Below are 15,758 nucleotides of genomic sequence, written 5' to 3'. Positions count from 1 at the left end.
CGCTGTTGTTGTTCATGCTGCTGGGGAACGTCCAGTTCGCGCTGTGGTCGCACGCCACCCACATCGCGCAAGCCGCCGCCTCCCAAGGGCTCGCCGCCGCGCGAGCCCAGGACGGGACCGCGGCCGCGGGCAACGCCAGCGCGCGGCAAATGCTCGACCAACTCGCTTCTGGGCCACTGACCGGCGCCAGCGTGAACGCCGACCGAAGCACGACGGCGGCGTCGGTGCGGGTCTCGGGCACCGCGACCTCGGTCGTGCTGTTCCTGCGCCTGCCGGTGCACGCCGAGGTTTTCTGGCCCGGTCGAGAGGTTCGTCCCCAACCTAGCTGGGAACGGGTGATTCCCTTGGTGGCAAGGAGAACATCACCGACAGCGGCGCAAGCCACCTGCCCACGACGAGGCCTGACATCGCCACCGGGACACCAGCGGCGCGGTTGGCGATGGTGGGCGGCGTGGTGGCGTGCGGATCGGGGCTCGGTGGCGGCGGAGGTCACGCTGGTGGCCCCGTTCCTGATCATGCTGCTGGTGTTCATCGCTGTGGTGATCCACCGCGGTGTCGACGCCCGGCTGCGGCTGGACGACGCCGCGCACGAGGCCGCCCGCGCCGCGAGCATCCAACGGACCTCGCCGACCGCGATCGCGGCGGCGCAGTCCACCGCGACCAGCGCGCTGTCCTCGGCCGGCGTGACCTGCCAGTCGCTGGCCGTGAACACCGCCACCGGCGGAATGCGGCCGGGCGGCATGGTGTCGGTCACGGTGTCGTGCATCGTGAGCTTCGGCGACGCCTTGATCCTCGGTGTGCCGGGTCAGAAATTGCTTGCTGCCACCGCCGTCGAGCCGATCGACACCTGGCGATCGGTCGTGGTCAACATCGTGGGCGGATCGTGACTGGCCGAGGCCGTCACGCCAGCTCGGCCTGGTGGACGCGCAGCCGGCGGTGGTGGACCCGACGGCGGGCGTGGTGGGGTGCCGACGAGGGCCGTGTGACCGCGTTCGTCGTGGTGCTTGCCATCGGCATCCTCGCCCTGGCCGGGCTCACTCTCGACGGCGGCCTCGCGCTCGCGGCGAAGGTCCAGGCCGACGGCCAGGCTCAGGCCGCTGCCCGCGCCGGTGCCCAGGCCATCGATCTGACCGCCTACCGCGCCACCGGCGCCCTCCAACTCGTGCCCGCGCAAGCTGTCGCTGACGCCCAGAGCTACTTGGCCGGTGTCGGCGCGACGGGCACGGTGACGGTGTTTGGCGACACTGTCACCGTCGCGGTCGCCGCCGTTGAGCACACCCAGCTGTTGGGCCTGGTCGGCATTTCCAGCCTGACCGTCCATGGCCACGCCAGCGCCCACCCACAACGCGGCGTGGTGAACGTCGAGCCATGACCCGCCCGCCGCCGCCCAGAGCGGCACCCCACAGGAAGGTCCACAGGATGGCTACCGCTGACGAGATCGAACGTCGTGTCGAGCAGGCCGACACCGCGCGCAGCGCGAAACGGGCTGCTGCGGCGCAACAGGTCGGCGCGCTCGCGCAGCGCCGGGCCGTCATCGCCGAGGAGTTGTCCGACGTCGAAGGACAACTCGGCGAGGTCCTCGCCGAAGCCAGCGAGGTCATGGACATCGACGAACTGGCACGGTTCACCGACGTAGCGGCCTCGGACCTCACCCGGTGGCTCACGGCCCGCAAACCCAACCGCGGCAAGCGCAAACGGCCCACCGCGAGCACGGAGGGCGACGCGAACCGAGGGCCGTCCACTGCGAGGGCCTCGACGGCCAGCCCGACATCCCCACCGCCTGAACCCCCACAAGCCCGCACCAGCAACGCGGAGGACCCCACGCGTGTCCCCGTGGAGGTGGCGTGACGGTGCCGACCGTGGTGGCAGCGTCCACTCGGCCACTCGGCGGCAACGTTCGGTAGTCCTTTACTGCCAAGGAATTGAGCTAGTCGTGACTGCAACCACACGTCGATCCCACCAGCACCCGGCAGGGCAACCCGGTGTAGGTCGTCGCGCCTGGCGGTGGGTGGCCGGAGCCGTCCGGCTGTTCGGCACGCTCGTGCGGGGCCTGATCGCCGCCGTCGTGCTGGCCGCGCTCGTTGTCGGGTTGCCATGGGCTCTGGTCCACTATGTCGGATGGCCACTGCCGCGCCACGTGCCGACCGGGCCTGAGCTGCAGGGCTTCCTGCTTGCCCCGATGAGTGCCACGTTCCTGCTGGACTTCCTGGCGTGCGCGTGCTGGCTCGTGTGGTTCTTGTTCACCCTCGACGTGCTGCGCTGCGCCGCACAGGTTGTGCGCGACGCGCGGTGGCCAGATCTGTCCGAGGCGGGCCCGATGCACACCCTCGCGGGCGTGCTAGTCGGCGCGGTCCTGCTCTCGGTGTTGGCCAACCGACCCACTCCTGTCTCGAGCAGCCCGTCGTCAGCGGCGTCGGGAACCGTCTCGACAGTCGTCACGACCGCGCCGGCCTGGCCGAACACCCCGTCGCCGGGCACGGTCACCGTGCGACAGATGGTGTTCACGACTTCGACCGCGAAGACCACGGCCACCGCAGTTAGCACCCCAGCGGCACCAACCCCGATGTCAATAATCGTGCAGGCGCCGGAGAACGGCGTGCACGACTCGCTATGGCGGATCGCGCAGCGCACCCTCGGCGACGGCAACCGATGGCCGGAAATCTGGCACGCCAACCAGGGAAAGCCGCAGCCTGGCGGCCGGTCGTTCACCCGGCCCAGCCTGATCTACCCCGGTCAAGAACTCGACCTCCCCGCCATCATCGCCGCAACTGCACCCGGCACGGCGCCGGTAAACACGCCGCCACCGGCTCCCGAGTCCGCAAGTGCTCCACCGGGTGCCGCACCTGCGCCGACGACCCCGCCACCAGCCAGTTCACCCGCGGCGACTCCGGCGCCGACAACACAGCACGCGCCGACGACGAGCACCGACTCACCCTCCTCGACGCGGGAGCCGGGCGTCCAATGGGGACCAGACCTGTTCGTCGGCCTCGGATTGACCGCCGCGGTCAGCGCAGCACTGCTGGTCGCGCGCCGGCGCCACCACGCCCGGTACCAGCCCGGCAGCGGCGACCGCGAGGACTTCCCGATCGCACCGGTTGTCTACCGACTGCGGTTGGCACACCTGCGCACCGCGCACGACGACGAGATCGACCTCGACGGCGTGTTGGCGCCGCACGGTGTCGTTCCTGCGGCGCGGGTGATCGGAGTACCCGAGAACAGCGATGACCAGGAAGCCACGCAGGCGGCACGGTTGGGAGTACGGGACAACCAGGAGATCGCGCTGAACCTCGCGACCGCTCGCGGCCTCGGGTTGGTAGGCGCCGGCAGTCCAGCGGCAACCCGCGCGCTGCTAGTCACCGCGCTGAGCATCAGCAACCACATTCAGACGGGCGCGACCCGGACGAGGGTCGTCGTTCCAGACGAGGACCTCGTCCCGCTGCTGGGACGCGCCGCGGCCAACTCCAGGTTGCCCACCTCATTGCATGTGGCCGACAGCCTCGACGGCGCGTTGGACGCCCTGGAAGCCGAGATCCTGGTCCGCGCCGGCACCACACCAGAGGAGAAGCCACGGTCATGGCCCACGCTGGTGCTGGCCGCCACAGTGCCCGAACACCAACGTCCACGGCTGCAAGCAGTCCTGGACAACGGCTCGCCGTTCGGGATCACCGGGCTGCTGCTGGGCCAGTGGCAGCCCGGCGTCACCGCCTACATCCGCGCCGACGGCACCGTCTCCGCCACCAGCCCCGGCCTGGGCGAGCAACTCCGCGGCGCCCGCATGTACCGCGTCGACGCCGACAACACCGCTGCTCTGCTGGAGCTGCTGCACCAAGCTGACCCCGAGGCCTCCGTCGAAGACGAGGCCCTCGCCGCGCCGAGGCCGCAGCCACGCGTTGCGCCGCCCACCGCTCGATCCGCATTCCAGACCACAGCGGTCGACACCGAGCACACGAGCGCGATCGGCAGCGGGCAGCCGAGCCACGACACCGAGCCGGAGACCATCAGCCAACCTCCCGCATCAGCACCCGCCATCAGACCCCACCCGTGCCCAGCCTCTCGACAGCCCTTCACAGGCACAGCACGGACTACCACGGCACCAGACACCGACGAGGCCGGCGACGGCAAAGACCTCGGCGCACGGCAGGAGACGCTGGTGCACATCGAGGTGCTCGGCGCGCCACGGGTGTTCTGGCGCGCCGGCGCCGACGCTGTCCAGGTACGGGAGGTCACCGGGTCGTTCCAACCACGTACCCGTGAGTTGCTGATTTTTCTGGCCCTGCACCCAGACGGCGCCAGCCGCGAGGCGCTGGTGGCAGCGTTGTGGCCAGACACCCCCGTGGAACGCACGACCAACGCCTTGAATACCGCCTTGTCGCGGCTTCGGCGCTCGATAAGCACCGCCACCGGCGGCGAGCTGACGGAGATCGTTGTGGCCGGCGAGAACCGCTACCGGCTGGACCCGGAGCTGGTGGACGTCGACTACTGGCGCTTCGACGCCGCCATTGCCGCGCGCCGGGCCGCCGCGACCGACCAACAGCGGATGCAGGCTTACCGGGCGATCGTGGACAGCTACGGCGGCTCGCTGGCCGACGGCATGAGCACCGAATGGCTGGAGACCGCCCGCGAGGCGATCCGCCGCGACGCCATCGACGCTGTGGCCGAGCTGGCGCACGTCCTGGCCGCCGACAGCCCACAGCAGACCCTGGACCTGCTGGAGATCGCCCGCGCGTTCGACCCCCATAACGAAGCCCTCTACCGCGACATCATGCAACTACAGGGCCAACTCGGCCAGCACGACGCCGTCGTGAGAACGATGACGCTGTTGACAGCCCGGCTGGCCGAAATCGACGACCGACCCACCGCCCGGACAATCGAGGTGTTCAACCAGTGCCGGCAGCACGACCAGGCCCGCGGTGGCAACGCGCCGGTGGACGCTCGCGGCAACAGACACAGGTCAGCGTGAGCAAGACTCGGGTTGTGGCGCAGGCTATCGACTCTTTCGGCCACACGGGGCAGGGGCGAGAACAGCGCGAAGGTCATTCGTCTTCGTCGGCGCCGTGGTCACTGCCGGAGAGTTCCGCGATACCGGTCAGCGTGCCGATGTCGCCCCCGTTGTGGCGCCGGGCCGTTTGGGCGTGCGCGACAAGGTCGGCGTGCTTGTCGACCCAGGCGAGCGCCCGTTCGGCTATTGCCAGAAACTCCAGCGTTTCCGGCCTCAACGAGTACATGACTTTCACCGGAAAAGTCTCCGGGCAACGCGTTCGCACAACAAGGCCTTCTTCGGTCATCTTTTTCAGCGTGCGCGCCAGAATGCTATCGTGCAGCACAGCGTGTTTGTCTGACCATTCCTCCCCTATGGAATATGAGCTGATGGTGGAAAGTATCTCTACGCGCCGCAAGGGACCTTCCGCGAGCGCGACCAGTATGGCCAGAGTCCACTTGTCCCCGAACAGGTACTTCAGGTCGTACAGGCCACGCAGGACCCTCGCGTCCCCCACAGTCATCACACTCTCCCGTCGTTCGTGGCCGTCGGTCCGCCACCACTGTTGCCAGGCGACGGTGTGCACGCTCTGGCCGTTCGGGGCCTGGAGCAGCGGTGCTCCTGGCGCCGTCTACGGCCGCCGAACTGCACATGAGACTCGCTCACTTGGAGACAGGTTCCACAATCCGGCCTCGAGATACAGCGTTCACCCGGCCGGGGAGGTGCAACTACAGCACGTAGCGACGATGGAGATCACCTCGGCGAGGCGGGCCATTACTGGTGAACTCATGTTTTCAACTGTCATGGATTCTCGTGTCGTGACGCCCGTTTTGGGTCGGTCGACGGCTGGCGTAGCGGCTCCATGTGATGCCTTCCTCGGCCGCTATTCGTGCGGTGGTGCCGGGGTGGATTCCGAGCATGGAGGCGACCACGGGGCTGGGTGTGGTGTGCAGCAGTTCCCGCAAGCCGGTGGTTCGGCCCAGCTGGATCGGTATCCCGAGTTTGGAGAAGCGGTTGTTGAGTGTCTTGGAGTTGATGGGCTGCTCGGGACGTTTTCCGGGGAAGAGCCAGTCGGTGTTTGCGTTGGGGCCTCGGTAGGTGTTGCGGTGCTCGAGGAGTTGACGGGTCATGTCGTCCAGCGGTGGCGGCAGCGGAGCGGGCGGGTCGCCGAGCCGGATGAAGACGTCGGGGCCGATGATCGAGATGTCGGTGCGTCGCAGGCGGGTGATCCTGCTGAGCGGCTGGGCGTAGAGCAGCACCAGCAGCGCGATGAGACGTTCACGCAGTGGCCACTCGTCGCTGGTGACCAAAGCGTTGATCAGTTCGTGCTGCTGTCGGCGCGGCTGGATGGTGGCGGCGGGCAGTGGCGCCCTGGTGAGGCGACGGCGGGGCATGAGCGTGGCTTGGCCGGCCCAGCGCAGGAACGCGGTGGCGGGCTTTCGGGTCTGAGGGTTGGTCGCGAGCCACGTGTCCAGCGCGGGCTGCGGGCAGGTGGCGAGGGTGTGCCCGCTGATGTCGAGCCAGTTGAGCAGCGCGGCAGCTTGGCGGACGCGTTCGCGAGAGCCGCGGATGGTCGCTGGGCTCAACGGCGCCTGCTCGGCCTTGTGACGCAGGCGCCGCAGTTCGTTCCAGGTGGCGAAGCGCTGCAGAAGAGCCCGGTGTTCGGCGTCAGCGACGGCGTCGAGCTGGGTGTCGAGCCAGCGTTGGAAGAGCATGAGCTGTTTGTCGATCGGCGGGAGGATGCCGCAGACGATCAGCAACTCACGGAGATAGGTGGCTTTGCGCCAGGCCGGATGGGCGGCCAGGGCGTCGTGGCTGATCGCGGTGGCACCGGTAGCAAGTGCGGTGAGCAGGTCGGCGGTGCCGGGTTTGTCCAGCCAGGTCAGTCCGCTGTGTGGCGTGTCGGTCAGGCGCAGCTTGTCCAGCAGCGGCAGCAGTTCCGCGCGGGGCTGGCCGGTGCCGTCGTCGAGCACCGTGGTGAGGCGGTCGGTGAGGGTGCAGCGTTCGCAGAGCTTGTCACTGACCAGGAGTCCCTCGTGATGGCAGCGGCGGCAGAAGAACGAGCGGGCGATGCCCGCGCAGTCGCGGCAAATCGGGTGGCCGGTGTCGTCCCGGCCGGGCAGCAGCCGGTGGTTCCCGCAGTGCGGGCAGCAGCCTCGGTTGCGGGTTGCGCGTTTGATGCAGGGGCGGCAGACCGGCCCCTCCCAACGGACAGCGGGCTGAGAGTAGCGGTCGCAGCGCACGCACTTGCTGTCGGCGAGAGGCGTGTCGCCGCACTGCGCTCGGGTTCGCGGAGTCACTGTGGACGGATGCGAGCGCGCGTGGGCCGTAGCGCTCCCGTAGCTGGCGGTGTGGCCGTTCCGGCCGTGCCGGTGGCAGTGCGGCGGGTGAGGTTGGCGGCCTCGGTGCGGATCAGCTCGGCGGGGCTGCACTCGAAGATGTCACACAAGGCAGCCAGCACCGTGAGCGACAGCCGTTCCGGAGTGCCGGTGACCAGGCGATGGACCTGCGAGACCGACAACTCGACTCCGCGATCGCGCAGCAGCGGGACGAGCTCAGTGGTGGAGAACATGCCGTGATCGGCCATCAGGTCCCGCAGCCGCCAGTCGTAGCTGACCCGCCGCTTCATCGCGTTCATCGTGCGCTCCCGCCGTCGGTGGGCGATTTCAGTGCCGCGGCAAGGGTGTCATCCAGGCTGCGCCGCAGGGTGCGGGTGCGGAAGTCCGAGGAGACGCAGGTGTAGATGGAGGTGGTGGACGAGTGTTCGTGACCGACCTGCTGCTGGACGAAGAACGGGTCCCAGCCGGCCTCGATCAGGTGGGTGACATACGAGCGGCGCAGCGAGTGGAAGTCCAGGCCGGGCTCCAGGCCCAGCGCGTCGCGGTAGGTGGCGAAGCGAGCGTTGAGCGCCGCGCCGCTGATGCGCTTGGACTGCTCCGAGGGCCACAACGCGGGACTGGACGCATGGGCCATGCGCGGCCGGATCTCGGTGATCCACTCCTCCAGCACGTCCACCGACCAGTCCCACACGGTCAGCACGCTGCGCCGCTTGGGCGGGCTGCCGGGTTTGGCCTTGCCGAACCGCACGTGCAGCACGCCGTACTCGCCGAACTCGCGGGCGTGCGGGTTGGTCGCGAGGTCGGCGGTGTCCAGCATCCGCGTCTCGGTGCGGCGCAGGCCAAAGGCATAGGCGACCTTGAACATGGTGGCGTCGCGGAACGCCGCCAGCCATCCTTTGCGGCCGGCGTCGCGCACCCGCAGGACCGCGTCGTCGGCGTAGTCGAAGAACGCCTGGATCTCATCCAAGGTGAACGCCCGTTTCGCCGGCTCGGACTCGTTGTCCTGCACGTGCACCGCGGTGTTCCACTCGTGGCACACCTGCACCGGGTGTGTGCCGAAGCGCCGCTCGCATTCGCCGGCCCATCCGTAGACGGGGTCGGTCAGGTAGTGACAAAACAGCCTCAGGGCCTGCTGGTAGGTCCGCAAGCTCGAGCGGCTCACTCCTTTGATGCCGCGCAGGTCGGCGCACCATTCGTCGACCATCGCGGCACTCCACTGCCAGGGGAAGGCATTGACGTGCTCGACGAAGCCACGCACTCTCTTGTCCCGGTTCGCGATAGTCGAGGAAGCGAGGTTCCGCGCCGCCTGCTGGCGCCCCCAACCGGTCAGCATCGCCTCGAAAACCTGTTCCTCCGGCCGCAGGAACACCACGCCGTCGACCAGCTGCAGCGCTGTCGCGCCCGCCGTCGGCCGCTCTGCCTCGGTCACCAGTCACCTTCCACCGCTCGCATCAGATGCGACATCTTCGCATCGAACGCGATCTACCGCGCAAATCAGCAGCTAGAAGGCGACACAAGTAGCCAATCAGGCCCTCGGTCCAGCCGGGCCGTCACAAGCGCCACCGGCCCGTCAGACGACTCTTACCACACAGGTAGAAGCCACCTTCCGGCAACAGCACCGCCGACTGGTTCCAAGCTGACTCGGGATCGCATCTGATGCGATCCTTGCTACTTTACTGGTGAACTCATGTTTTCAACTGTCATGGATTCTCGTGTCGTGACGCCCGTTTTGGGTCGGTCGACGGCTGGCGTAGCGGCTCCATGTGATGCCTTCCTCGGCCGCTATTCGTGCGGTGGTGCCGGGGTGGATTCCGAGCATGGAGGCGACCACGGGGCTGGGTGTGGTGTGCAGCAGTTCCCGCAAGCCGGTGGTTCGGCCCAGCTGGATCGGTATCCCGAGTTTGGAGAAGCGGTTGTTGAGTGTCTTGGAGTTGATGGGCTGCTCGGGACGTTTTCCGGGGAAGAGCCAGTCGGTGTTTGCGTTGGGGCCTCGGTAGGTGTTGCGGTGCTCGAGGAGTTGACGGGTCATGTCGTCCAGCGGTGGCGGCAGCGGAGCGGGCGGGTCGCCGAGCCGGATGAAGACGTCGGGGCCGATGATCGAGATGTCGGTGCGTCGCAGGCGGGTGATCCTGCTGAGCGAACTCATGTTTTCAACTGTCATGGATTCTCGTGTCGTGACGCCCGTTTTGGGTCGGTCGACGGCTGGCGTAGCGGCTCCATGTGATGCCTTCCTCGGCCGCTATTCGTGCGGTGGTGCCGGGGTGGATTCCGAGCATGGAGGCGACCACGGGGCTGGGTGTGGTGTGCAGCAGTTCCCGCAAGCCGGTGGTTCGGCCCAGCTGGATCGGTATCCCGAGTTTGGAGAAGCGGTTGTTGAGTGTCTTGGAGTTGATGGGCTGCTCGGGACGTTTTCCGGGGAAGAGCCAGTCGGTGTTTGCGTTGGGCCCTCGGTAGGTATTGCGGTGCTCGAGGAGTTGACGGGTCATGTCGTCCAGCGGTGGCGGCAGCGGAGCGGGCGGGTCGCCGAGCCGGATGAAGACGTCGGGGCCGATGATCGAGATGTCGGTGCGTCGCAGGCGGGTGATCCTGCTGAGCGGCTGGGCGTAGAGCAGCACCAGCAGCGCGATGAGACGTTCACGCAGTGGCCACTCGTCGCTGGTGACCAAAGCGTTGATCAGTTCGTGCTGCTGTCGGCGCGGCTGGATGGTGGCGGCGGGCAGTGGCGCCCTGGTGAGGCGACGGCGGGGCATGAGCGTGGCTTGGCCGGCCCAGCGCAGGAACGCGGTGGCGGGCTTTCGGGTCTGAGGGTTGGTCGCGAGCCACGTGTCCAGCGCGGGCTGCGGGCAGGTGGCGAGGGTGTGCCCGCTGATGTCGAGCCAGTTGAGCAGCGCGGCAGCTTGGCGGACGCGTTCGCGAGAGCCGCGGATGGTCGCTGGGCTCAACGGCGCCTGCTCGGCCTTGTGACGCAGGCGCCGCAGTTCGTTCCAGGTGGCGAAGCGCTGCAGAAGAGCCCGGTGTTCGGCGTCAGCGACGGCGTCGAGCTGGGTGTCGAGCCAGCGTTGGAAGAGCATGAGCTGTTTGTCGATCGGCGGGAGGATGCCGCAGACGATCAGCAACTCACGGAGATAGGTGGCTTTGCGCCAGGCCGGATGGGCGGCCAGGGCGTCGTGGCTGATCGCGGTGGCACCGGTAGCAAGTGCGGTGAGCAGGTCGGCGGTGCCGGGTTTGTCCAGCCAGGTCAGTCCGCTGTGTGGCGTGTCGGTCAGGCGCAGCTTGTCCAGCAGCGGCAGCAGTTCCGCGCGGGGCTGGCCGGTGCCGTCGTCGAGCACCGTGGTGAGGCGGTCGGTGAGGGTGCAGCGTTCGCAGAGCTTGTCACTGACCAGGAGTCCCTCGTGATGGCAGCGGCGGCAGAAGAACGAGCGGGCGATGCCCGCGCAGTCGCGGCAAATCGGGTGGCCGGTGTCGTCCCGGCCGGGCAGCAGCCGGTGGTTCCCGCAGTGCGGGCAGCAGCCTCGGTTGCGGGTTGCGCGTTTGATGCAGGGGCGGCAGACCGGCCCCTCCCAACGGACAGCGGGCTGAGAGTAGCGGTCGCAGCGCACGCACTTGCTGTCGGCGAGAGGCGTGTCGCCGCACTGCGCTCGGGTTCGCGGAGTCACTGTGGACGGATGCGAGCGCGCGTGGGCCGTAGCGCTCCCGTAGCTGGCGGTGTGGCCGTTCCGGCCGTGCCGGTGGCAGTGCGGCGGGTGAGGTTGGCGGCCTCGGTGCGGATCAGCTCGGCGGGGCTGCACTCGAAGATGTCACACAAGGCAGCCAGCACCGTGAGCGACAGCCGTTCCGGAGTGCCGGTGACCAGGCGATGGACCTGCGAGACCGACAACTCGACTCCGCGATCGCGCAGCAGCGGGACGAGCTCAGTGGTGGAGAACATGCCGTGATCGGCCATCAGGTCCCGCAGCCGCCAGTCGTAGCTGACCCGCCGCTTCATCGCGTTCATCGTGCGCTCCCGCCGTCGGTGGGCGATTTCAGTGCCGCGGCAAGGGTGTCATCCAGGCTGCGCCGCAGGGTGCGGGTGCGGAAGTCCGAGGAGACGCAGGTGTAGATGGAGGTGGTGGACGAGTGTTCGTGACCGACCTGCTGCTGGACGAAGAACGGGTCCCAGCCGGCCTCGATCAGGTGGGTGACATACGAGCGGCGCAGCGAGTGGAAGTCCAGGCCGGGCTCCAGGCCCAGCGCGTCGCGGTAGGTGGCGAAGCGAGCGTTGAGCGCCGCGCCGCTGATGCGCTTGGACTGCTCCGAGGGCCACAACGCGGGACTGGACGCATGGGCCATGCGCGGCCGGATCTCGGTGATCCACTCCTCCAGCACGTCCACCGACCAGTCCCACACGGTCAGCACGCTGCGCCGCTTGGGCGGGCTGCCGGGTTTGGCCTTGCCGAACCGCACGTGCAGCACGCCGTACTCGCCGAACTCGCGGGCGTGCGGGTTGGTCGCGAGGTCGGCGGTGTCCAGCATCCGCGTCTCGGTGCGGCGCAGGCCAAAGGCATAGGCGACCTTGAACATGGTGGCGTCGCGGAACGCCGCCAGCCATCCTTTGCGGCCGGCGTCGCGCACCCGCAGGACCGCGTCGTCGGCGTAGTCGAAGAACGCCTGGATCTCATCCAAGGTGAACGCCCGTTTCGCCGGCTCGGACTCGTTGTCCTGCACGTGCACCGCGGTGTTCCACTCGTGGCACACCTGCACCGGGTGTGTGCCGAAGCGCCGCTCGCATTCGCCGGCCCATCCGTAGACGGGGTCGGTCAGGTAGTGACAAAACAGCCTCAGGGCCTGCTGGTAGGTCCGCAAGCTCGAGCGGCTCACTCCTTTGATGCCGCGCAGGTCGGCGCACCATTCGTCGACCATCGCGGCACTCCACTGCCAGGGGAAGGCATTGACGTGCTCGACGAAGCCACGCACTCTCTTGTCCCGGTTCGCGATAGTCGAGGAAGCGAGGTTCCGCGCCGCCTGCTGGCGCCCCCAACCGGTCAGCATCGCCTCGAAAACCTGTTCCTCCGGCCGCAGGAACACCACGCCGTCGATCAGCTGCAGCGCTGTCGCGCCCGCCGTCGGCCGCTCTGCCTCGGTCACCAGTCACCTTCCACCGCTCGCATCAGATGCGACATCTTCGCATCGAATGCGACCCACCGCGCAAATCAGCAGCTAGAAGGCGACACAAGTAGCCAACCAGACCCTCGGCCCAGCCGAGCCGTCACGAGCGCCATCGGCCTGTCAGACGACTCTTGCCACACAGGTAGAAGCCATCTTCCGACAACAGCATCGCCGACTGGTTCCAAGCTGACTCAGGATCGCATCAGATGCGATCCTTGCTAGTTTACTGGTGAACTCATGTTTTCAACTGTCATGGATTCTCGTGTCGTGACGCCCGTTTTGGTTCGATCGACGGCTGACGTAGCGGCTCCATGTGATGCCTTCCTCGGCCGCTATTCGTGCGGTGGTGCCGGGGTGGATTCCGAGCATGGAGGCGACCACGGGGCTGGGCGTGGTGTGCAGCAGTTCCCGCAAGCCGGTGGTTCGGCCCAGCTGGATCGGTATCCCGAGTTTGGAGAAGCGGTTGTTGAGTGTCTTGGAGTTGATGGGCTGCTCGGGACGTTTTCCGGGGAAGAGCCAGTCGGTGTTTGCGTTGGGCCCTCGGTAGGTGTTGCGGTGCTCGAGGAGTTGACGGGTCATGTCGTCCAGCGGTGGCGGCAGCGGAGCGGGCGGGTCGCCGAGCCGGATGAAGACGTCGGGGCCGATGATCGAGATGTCGGTGCGTCGCAGGCGGGTGATCCTGCTGAGCGGCTGGGCGTAGAGCAGCACCAGCAGCGCGATGAGACGTTCACGCAGTGGCCACTCGTCGCTGGTGACCAAAGCGTTGATCAGTTCGTGCTGCTGTCGGCGCGGCTGGATGGTGGCGGCGGGCAGTGGCGCCCTGGTGAGGCGACGGCGGGGCATGAGCGTGGCTTGGCCGGCCCAGCGCAGGAACGCGGTGGCGGGCTTTCGGGTCTGAGGGTTGGTCGCGAGCCACGTGTCCAGCGCGGGCTGCGGGCAGGTGGCGAGGGTGTGCCCGCTGATGTCGAGCCAGTTGAGCAGCGCGGCAGCTTGGCGGACGCGTTCGCGAGAGCCGCGGATGGTCGCTGGGCTCAACGGCGCCTGCTCGGCCTTGTGGCGCAGGCGCCGCAGTTCGTTCCAGGTGGCGAAGCGCTGCAGAAGAGCCCGTTGTTCGGCGTCGGCGACGGCGTCGAGCTGGGTGTCGAGCCAGCGTTGGAAGAGCATGAGCTGTTTGTCGATCGGCGGGAGGATGCCGCAGGCGATCAGCAACTCACGCAGGTAGGTGGCTTTGCGCCAGGCCGGATGGGCGGCCAGGGCGTCGTGGCTGATCGCGGTGGCACCGGTAGCAAGTGCGGTGAGCAGGTCGGCGGTGCCGGGTTTGTCCAGCCAGGTCAGTCCGCTGTGTGGCGTGTCGGTCAGGCGCAGCTTGTCCAGCAGCGGCAGCAGTTCCGCGCGGGGCTGGCCGGTGCCGTCGTCGAGCACCGTGGTGAGGCGGTCGGTGAGGGTGCAGCGTTCGCAGAGCTTGTCACTGACCAGGAGTCCCTCGTGATGGCAGCGGCGGCAGAAGAACGAGCGGGCGATGCCCGCGCAGTCGCGGCAAATCGGGTGGCCGGTGTCGTCCCGGCCGGGCAGCAGCCGGTGGTTCCCGCAGTGCGGGCAGCAGCCTCGGTTGCGGGTTGCGCGTTTGATGCAGGGGCGGCAGACCGGCCCCTCCCAACGGACAGCGGGCTGAGAGTAGCGGTCGCAGCGCACGCACTTGCTGTCGGCGAGAGGCGTGTCGCCGCACTGCGCTCGGGTTCGCGGAGTCACTGTGGACGGATGCGAGCGCGCGTGGGCCGTAGCGCTCCCGTAGCTGGCGGTGTGGCCGTTCCGGCCGTGCCGGTGGCAGTGCGGCGGGTGAGGTTGGCGGCCTCGGTGCGGATCAGCTCGGCGGGGCTGCACTCGAAGATGTCACACAAGGCAGCCAGCACCGTGAGCGACAGCCGTTCCGGAGTGCCGGTGACCAGGCGATGGACCTGCGAGACCGACAACTCGACTCCGCGATCGCGCAGCAGCGGGACGAGCTCAGTGGTGGAGAACATGCCGTGATCGGCCATCAGGTCCCGCAGCCGCCAGTCGTAGCTGACCCGCCGCTTCATCGCGTTCATCGTGCGCTCCCGCCGTCGGTGGGCGATTTCAGTGCCGCGGCAAGGGTGTCATCCAGGCTGCGCCGCAGGGTGCGGGTGCGGAAGTCCGAGGAGACGCAGGTGTAGATGGAGGTGGTGGACGAGTGTTCGTGACCGACCTGCTGCTGGACGAAGAACGGGTCCCAGCCGGCCTCGATCAGGTGGGTGACATACGAGCGGCGCAGCGAGTGGAAGTCCAGGCCGGGCTCCAGGCCCAGCGCGTCGCGGTAGGTGGCGAAGCGAGCGTTGAGCGCCGCGCCGCTGATGCGCTTGGACTGCTCCGAGGGCCACAACGCGGGACTGGACGCATGGGCCATGCGCGGCCGGATCTCGGTGATCCACTCCTCCAGCACGTCCACCGACCAGTCCCACACGGTCAGCACGCTGCGCCGCTTGGGCGGGCTGCCGGGTTTGGCCTTGCCGAACCGCACGTGCAGCACGCCGTACTCGCCGAACTCGCGGGCGTGCGGGTTGGTCGCGAGGTCGGCGGTGTCCAGCATCCGCGTCTCGGTGCGGCGCAGGCCAAAGGCATAGGCGACCTTGAACATGGTGGCGTCGCGGAACGCCGCCAGCCATCCTTTGCGGCCGGCGTCGCGCACCCGCAGGACCGCGTCGTCGGCGTAGTCGAAGAACGCCTGGATCTCATCCAAGGTGAACGCCCGTTTCGCCGGCTCGGACTCGTTGTCCTGCACGTGCACCGCGGTGTTCCACTCGTGGCACACCTGCACCGGGTGTGTGCCGAAGCGCCGCTCGCATTCGCCGGCCCATCCGTAGACGGGGTCGGTCAGGTAGTGACAAAACAGCCTCAGGGCCTGCTGGTAGGTCCGCAAGCTCGAGCGGCTCACTCCTTTGATGCCGCGCAGGTCGGCGCACCATTCGTCGACCATCGCGGCACTCCACTGCCAGGGGAAGGCATTGACGTGCTCGACGAAGCCACGCACTCTCTTGTCCCGGTTCGCGATAGTCGAGGAAGCGAGGTTCCGCGCCGCCTGCTGGCGCCCCCAACCGGTCAGCATCGCCTCGAAAACCTGTTCCTCCGGCCGCAGGAACACCACGCCGTCGATCAGCTGCAGCGCTGTCGCGCCCGCCGTCGGCCGCTCTGCCTCGGTCACCAGTCACCTTCCACCGCTCGCATCAGATGCGACATCTTCGCATCGAATGCGACCCACCGCGCAAATCAGCAGCTAGAAG

At 68.1% G+C, this 15,758-nt stretch carries 15 protein-coding genes; 4 read left to right on the top strand and 11 right to left on the bottom strand.

The features are described 5' to 3' along the window. The 4 genes from KUTG_RS63415 to KUTG_RS11835 all read left to right on the top strand — a co-directional run. The coding region (locus KUTG_RS63415; RefSeq protein WP_232240764.1) for a TadE/TadG family type IV pilus assembly protein at nucleotides 1-887 on the top strand (887 nt) is incomplete at its 5' end. Nucleotides 888-982: 95 nt separating this feature from the next. Continuing rightward, complete coding sequence (locus KUTG_RS11845; protein WP_043716796.1) at nucleotides 983-1,372, top strand: hypothetical protein; 390 nt, start codon at nucleotides 983-985, stop codon at nucleotides 1,370-1,372. Between the two features lie 47 nt (nucleotides 1,373-1,419). Then, nucleotides 1,420-1,848: a hypothetical protein gene (locus KUTG_RS11840; RefSeq protein ID WP_043716794.1), complete on the top strand. Its 429-nt coding sequence runs from the start codon at nucleotides 1,420-1,422 to the stop codon at nucleotides 1,846-1,848. A gap of 160 nt (nucleotides 1,849-2,008) precedes the next feature. Beyond that, a complete protein-coding gene (locus KUTG_RS11835; protein WP_157494473.1) occupies nucleotides 2,009-4,960 on the top strand; it encodes a BTAD domain-containing putative transcriptional regulator in 2,952 nt (983 codons plus the stop codon). A 73-nt stretch (nucleotides 4,961-5,033) separates the two neighbouring features. Here KUTG_RS11835 and KUTG_RS11830 read toward each other — a convergent pair whose 3' ends face one another. The 11 genes from KUTG_RS11830 to KUTG_RS11780 form a co-directional block, all read right to left on the bottom strand. Continuing rightward, the gene (locus KUTG_RS11830; protein ID WP_043729046.1) at nucleotides 5,034-5,501 is read right to left on the bottom strand and encodes a winged helix-turn-helix transcriptional regulator; all 468 of its coding nucleotides are present in this window, start codon (nucleotides 5,499-5,501) and stop codon (nucleotides 5,034-5,036) included. 271 nt (nucleotides 5,502-5,772) lie between these two features. Then, on the bottom strand, nucleotides 5,773-7,278 hold the full coding sequence (locus KUTG_RS11825; RefSeq protein ID WP_052394356.1) for a hypothetical protein: 1,506 nt from the start codon (nucleotides 7,276-7,278) through the stop codon (nucleotides 5,773-5,775). Beyond that, nucleotides 7,275-7,616: a helix-turn-helix domain-containing protein gene (locus KUTG_RS11820; protein ID WP_369794451.1), complete on the bottom strand. Its 342-nt coding sequence runs from the start codon at nucleotides 7,614-7,616 to the stop codon at nucleotides 7,275-7,277. The genes KUTG_RS11825 and KUTG_RS11820 overlap by 4 nt, the downstream gene beginning before the upstream one ends. Then, nucleotides 7,613-8,746 carry a tyrosine-type recombinase/integrase gene (locus KUTG_RS11815; protein WP_043716792.1) on the bottom strand — a complete coding sequence of 378 codons (1,134 nt, stop codon included), beginning with the start codon at nucleotides 8,744-8,746 and terminating at the stop codon, nucleotides 7,613-7,615. Before KUTG_RS11815 ends, KUTG_RS11820 begins: the two co-directional genes overlap by 4 nt. Nucleotides 8,747-9,010: 264 nt before the next feature. Next, nucleotides 9,011-9,463 carry a hypothetical protein gene (locus KUTG_RS11810; RefSeq protein ID WP_052394357.1) on the bottom strand — a complete coding sequence of 151 codons (453 nt, stop codon included), beginning with the start codon at nucleotides 9,461-9,463 and terminating at the stop codon, nucleotides 9,011-9,013. 4 nt (nucleotides 9,464-9,467) lie between these two features. Next, nucleotides 9,468-10,973 carry a hypothetical protein gene (locus KUTG_RS53275; protein WP_052394356.1) on the bottom strand — a complete coding sequence of 502 codons (1,506 nt, stop codon included), beginning with the start codon at nucleotides 10,971-10,973 and terminating at the stop codon, nucleotides 9,468-9,470. Then, nucleotides 10,970-11,311 carry a helix-turn-helix domain-containing protein gene (locus KUTG_RS11800; protein ID WP_369794451.1) on the bottom strand — a complete coding sequence of 114 codons (342 nt, stop codon included), beginning with the start codon at nucleotides 11,309-11,311 and terminating at the stop codon, nucleotides 10,970-10,972. Before KUTG_RS11800 ends, KUTG_RS53275 begins: the two co-directional genes overlap by 4 nt. Further along, nucleotides 11,308-12,441 (bottom strand): tyrosine-type recombinase/integrase, encoded by a 1,134-nt coding sequence (locus tag KUTG_RS11795; protein ID WP_043716789.1) that lies wholly within the window; start codon nucleotides 12,439-12,441, stop codon nucleotides 11,308-11,310. The genes KUTG_RS11800 and KUTG_RS11795 overlap by 4 nt, the downstream gene beginning before the upstream one ends. A 264-nt stretch (nucleotides 12,442-12,705) precedes the next feature. Further along, nucleotides 12,706-14,211, bottom strand: a complete 1,506-nt coding sequence (locus tag KUTG_RS11790) for a hypothetical protein (protein ID WP_052394355.1) — start codon at nucleotides 14,209-14,211, stop codon at nucleotides 12,706-12,708. After that, the gene (locus tag KUTG_RS11785; RefSeq protein WP_369794451.1) at nucleotides 14,208-14,549 is read right to left on the bottom strand and encodes a helix-turn-helix domain-containing protein; all 342 of its coding nucleotides are present in this window, start codon (nucleotides 14,547-14,549) and stop codon (nucleotides 14,208-14,210) included. The genes KUTG_RS11790 and KUTG_RS11785 overlap by 4 nt, the downstream gene beginning before the upstream one ends. Then, nucleotides 14,546-15,679, bottom strand: a complete 1,134-nt coding sequence (locus KUTG_RS11780; protein WP_043716789.1) for a tyrosine-type recombinase/integrase — start codon at nucleotides 15,677-15,679, stop codon at nucleotides 14,546-14,548. Before KUTG_RS11780 ends, KUTG_RS11785 begins: the two co-directional genes overlap by 4 nt. Nucleotides 15,680-15,758 lie beyond the last annotated feature (79 nt).

Origin of the sequence: Kutzneria sp. 744 (assembly GCF_000568255.1) — a bacterium.
Lineage (GTDB): Bacteria > Actinomycetota > Actinomycetes > Mycobacteriales > Pseudonocardiaceae > Kutzneria.
This window is presented reverse-complemented; position numbering and strand designations above follow the sequence as displayed.

Excerpts from the sequence above, each read along its gene's own strand:
- KUTG_RS11785 (WP_369794451.1), bottom strand. The coding sequence starts at position 14,549 with ATGAACGCGATGAAGCGGCGGGTCAGCTACGACTGGCGGCTGCGGGAC.
- KUTG_RS11820 (WP_369794451.1), bottom strand. The coding sequence starts at position 7,616 with ATGAACGCGATGAAGCGGCGGGTCAGCTACGACTGGCGGCTGCGGGAC.
- KUTG_RS11800 (WP_369794451.1), bottom strand. The coding sequence starts at position 11,311 with ATGAACGCGATGAAGCGGCGGGTCAGCTACGACTGGCGGCTGCGGGAC.
- KUTG_RS11840 (WP_043716794.1), top strand. The coding sequence starts at position 1,420 with ATGGCTACCGCTGACGAGATCGAACGTCGTGTCGAGCAGGCCGACACC.
- KUTG_RS11830 (WP_043729046.1), bottom strand. The coding sequence starts at position 5,501 with ATGACTGTGGGGGACGCGAGGGTCCTGCGTGGCCTGTACGACCTGAAG.
- KUTG_RS11810 (WP_052394357.1), bottom strand. The coding sequence starts at position 9,463 with ATGAGTTCGCTCAGCAGGATCACCCGCCTGCGACGCACCGACATCTCG.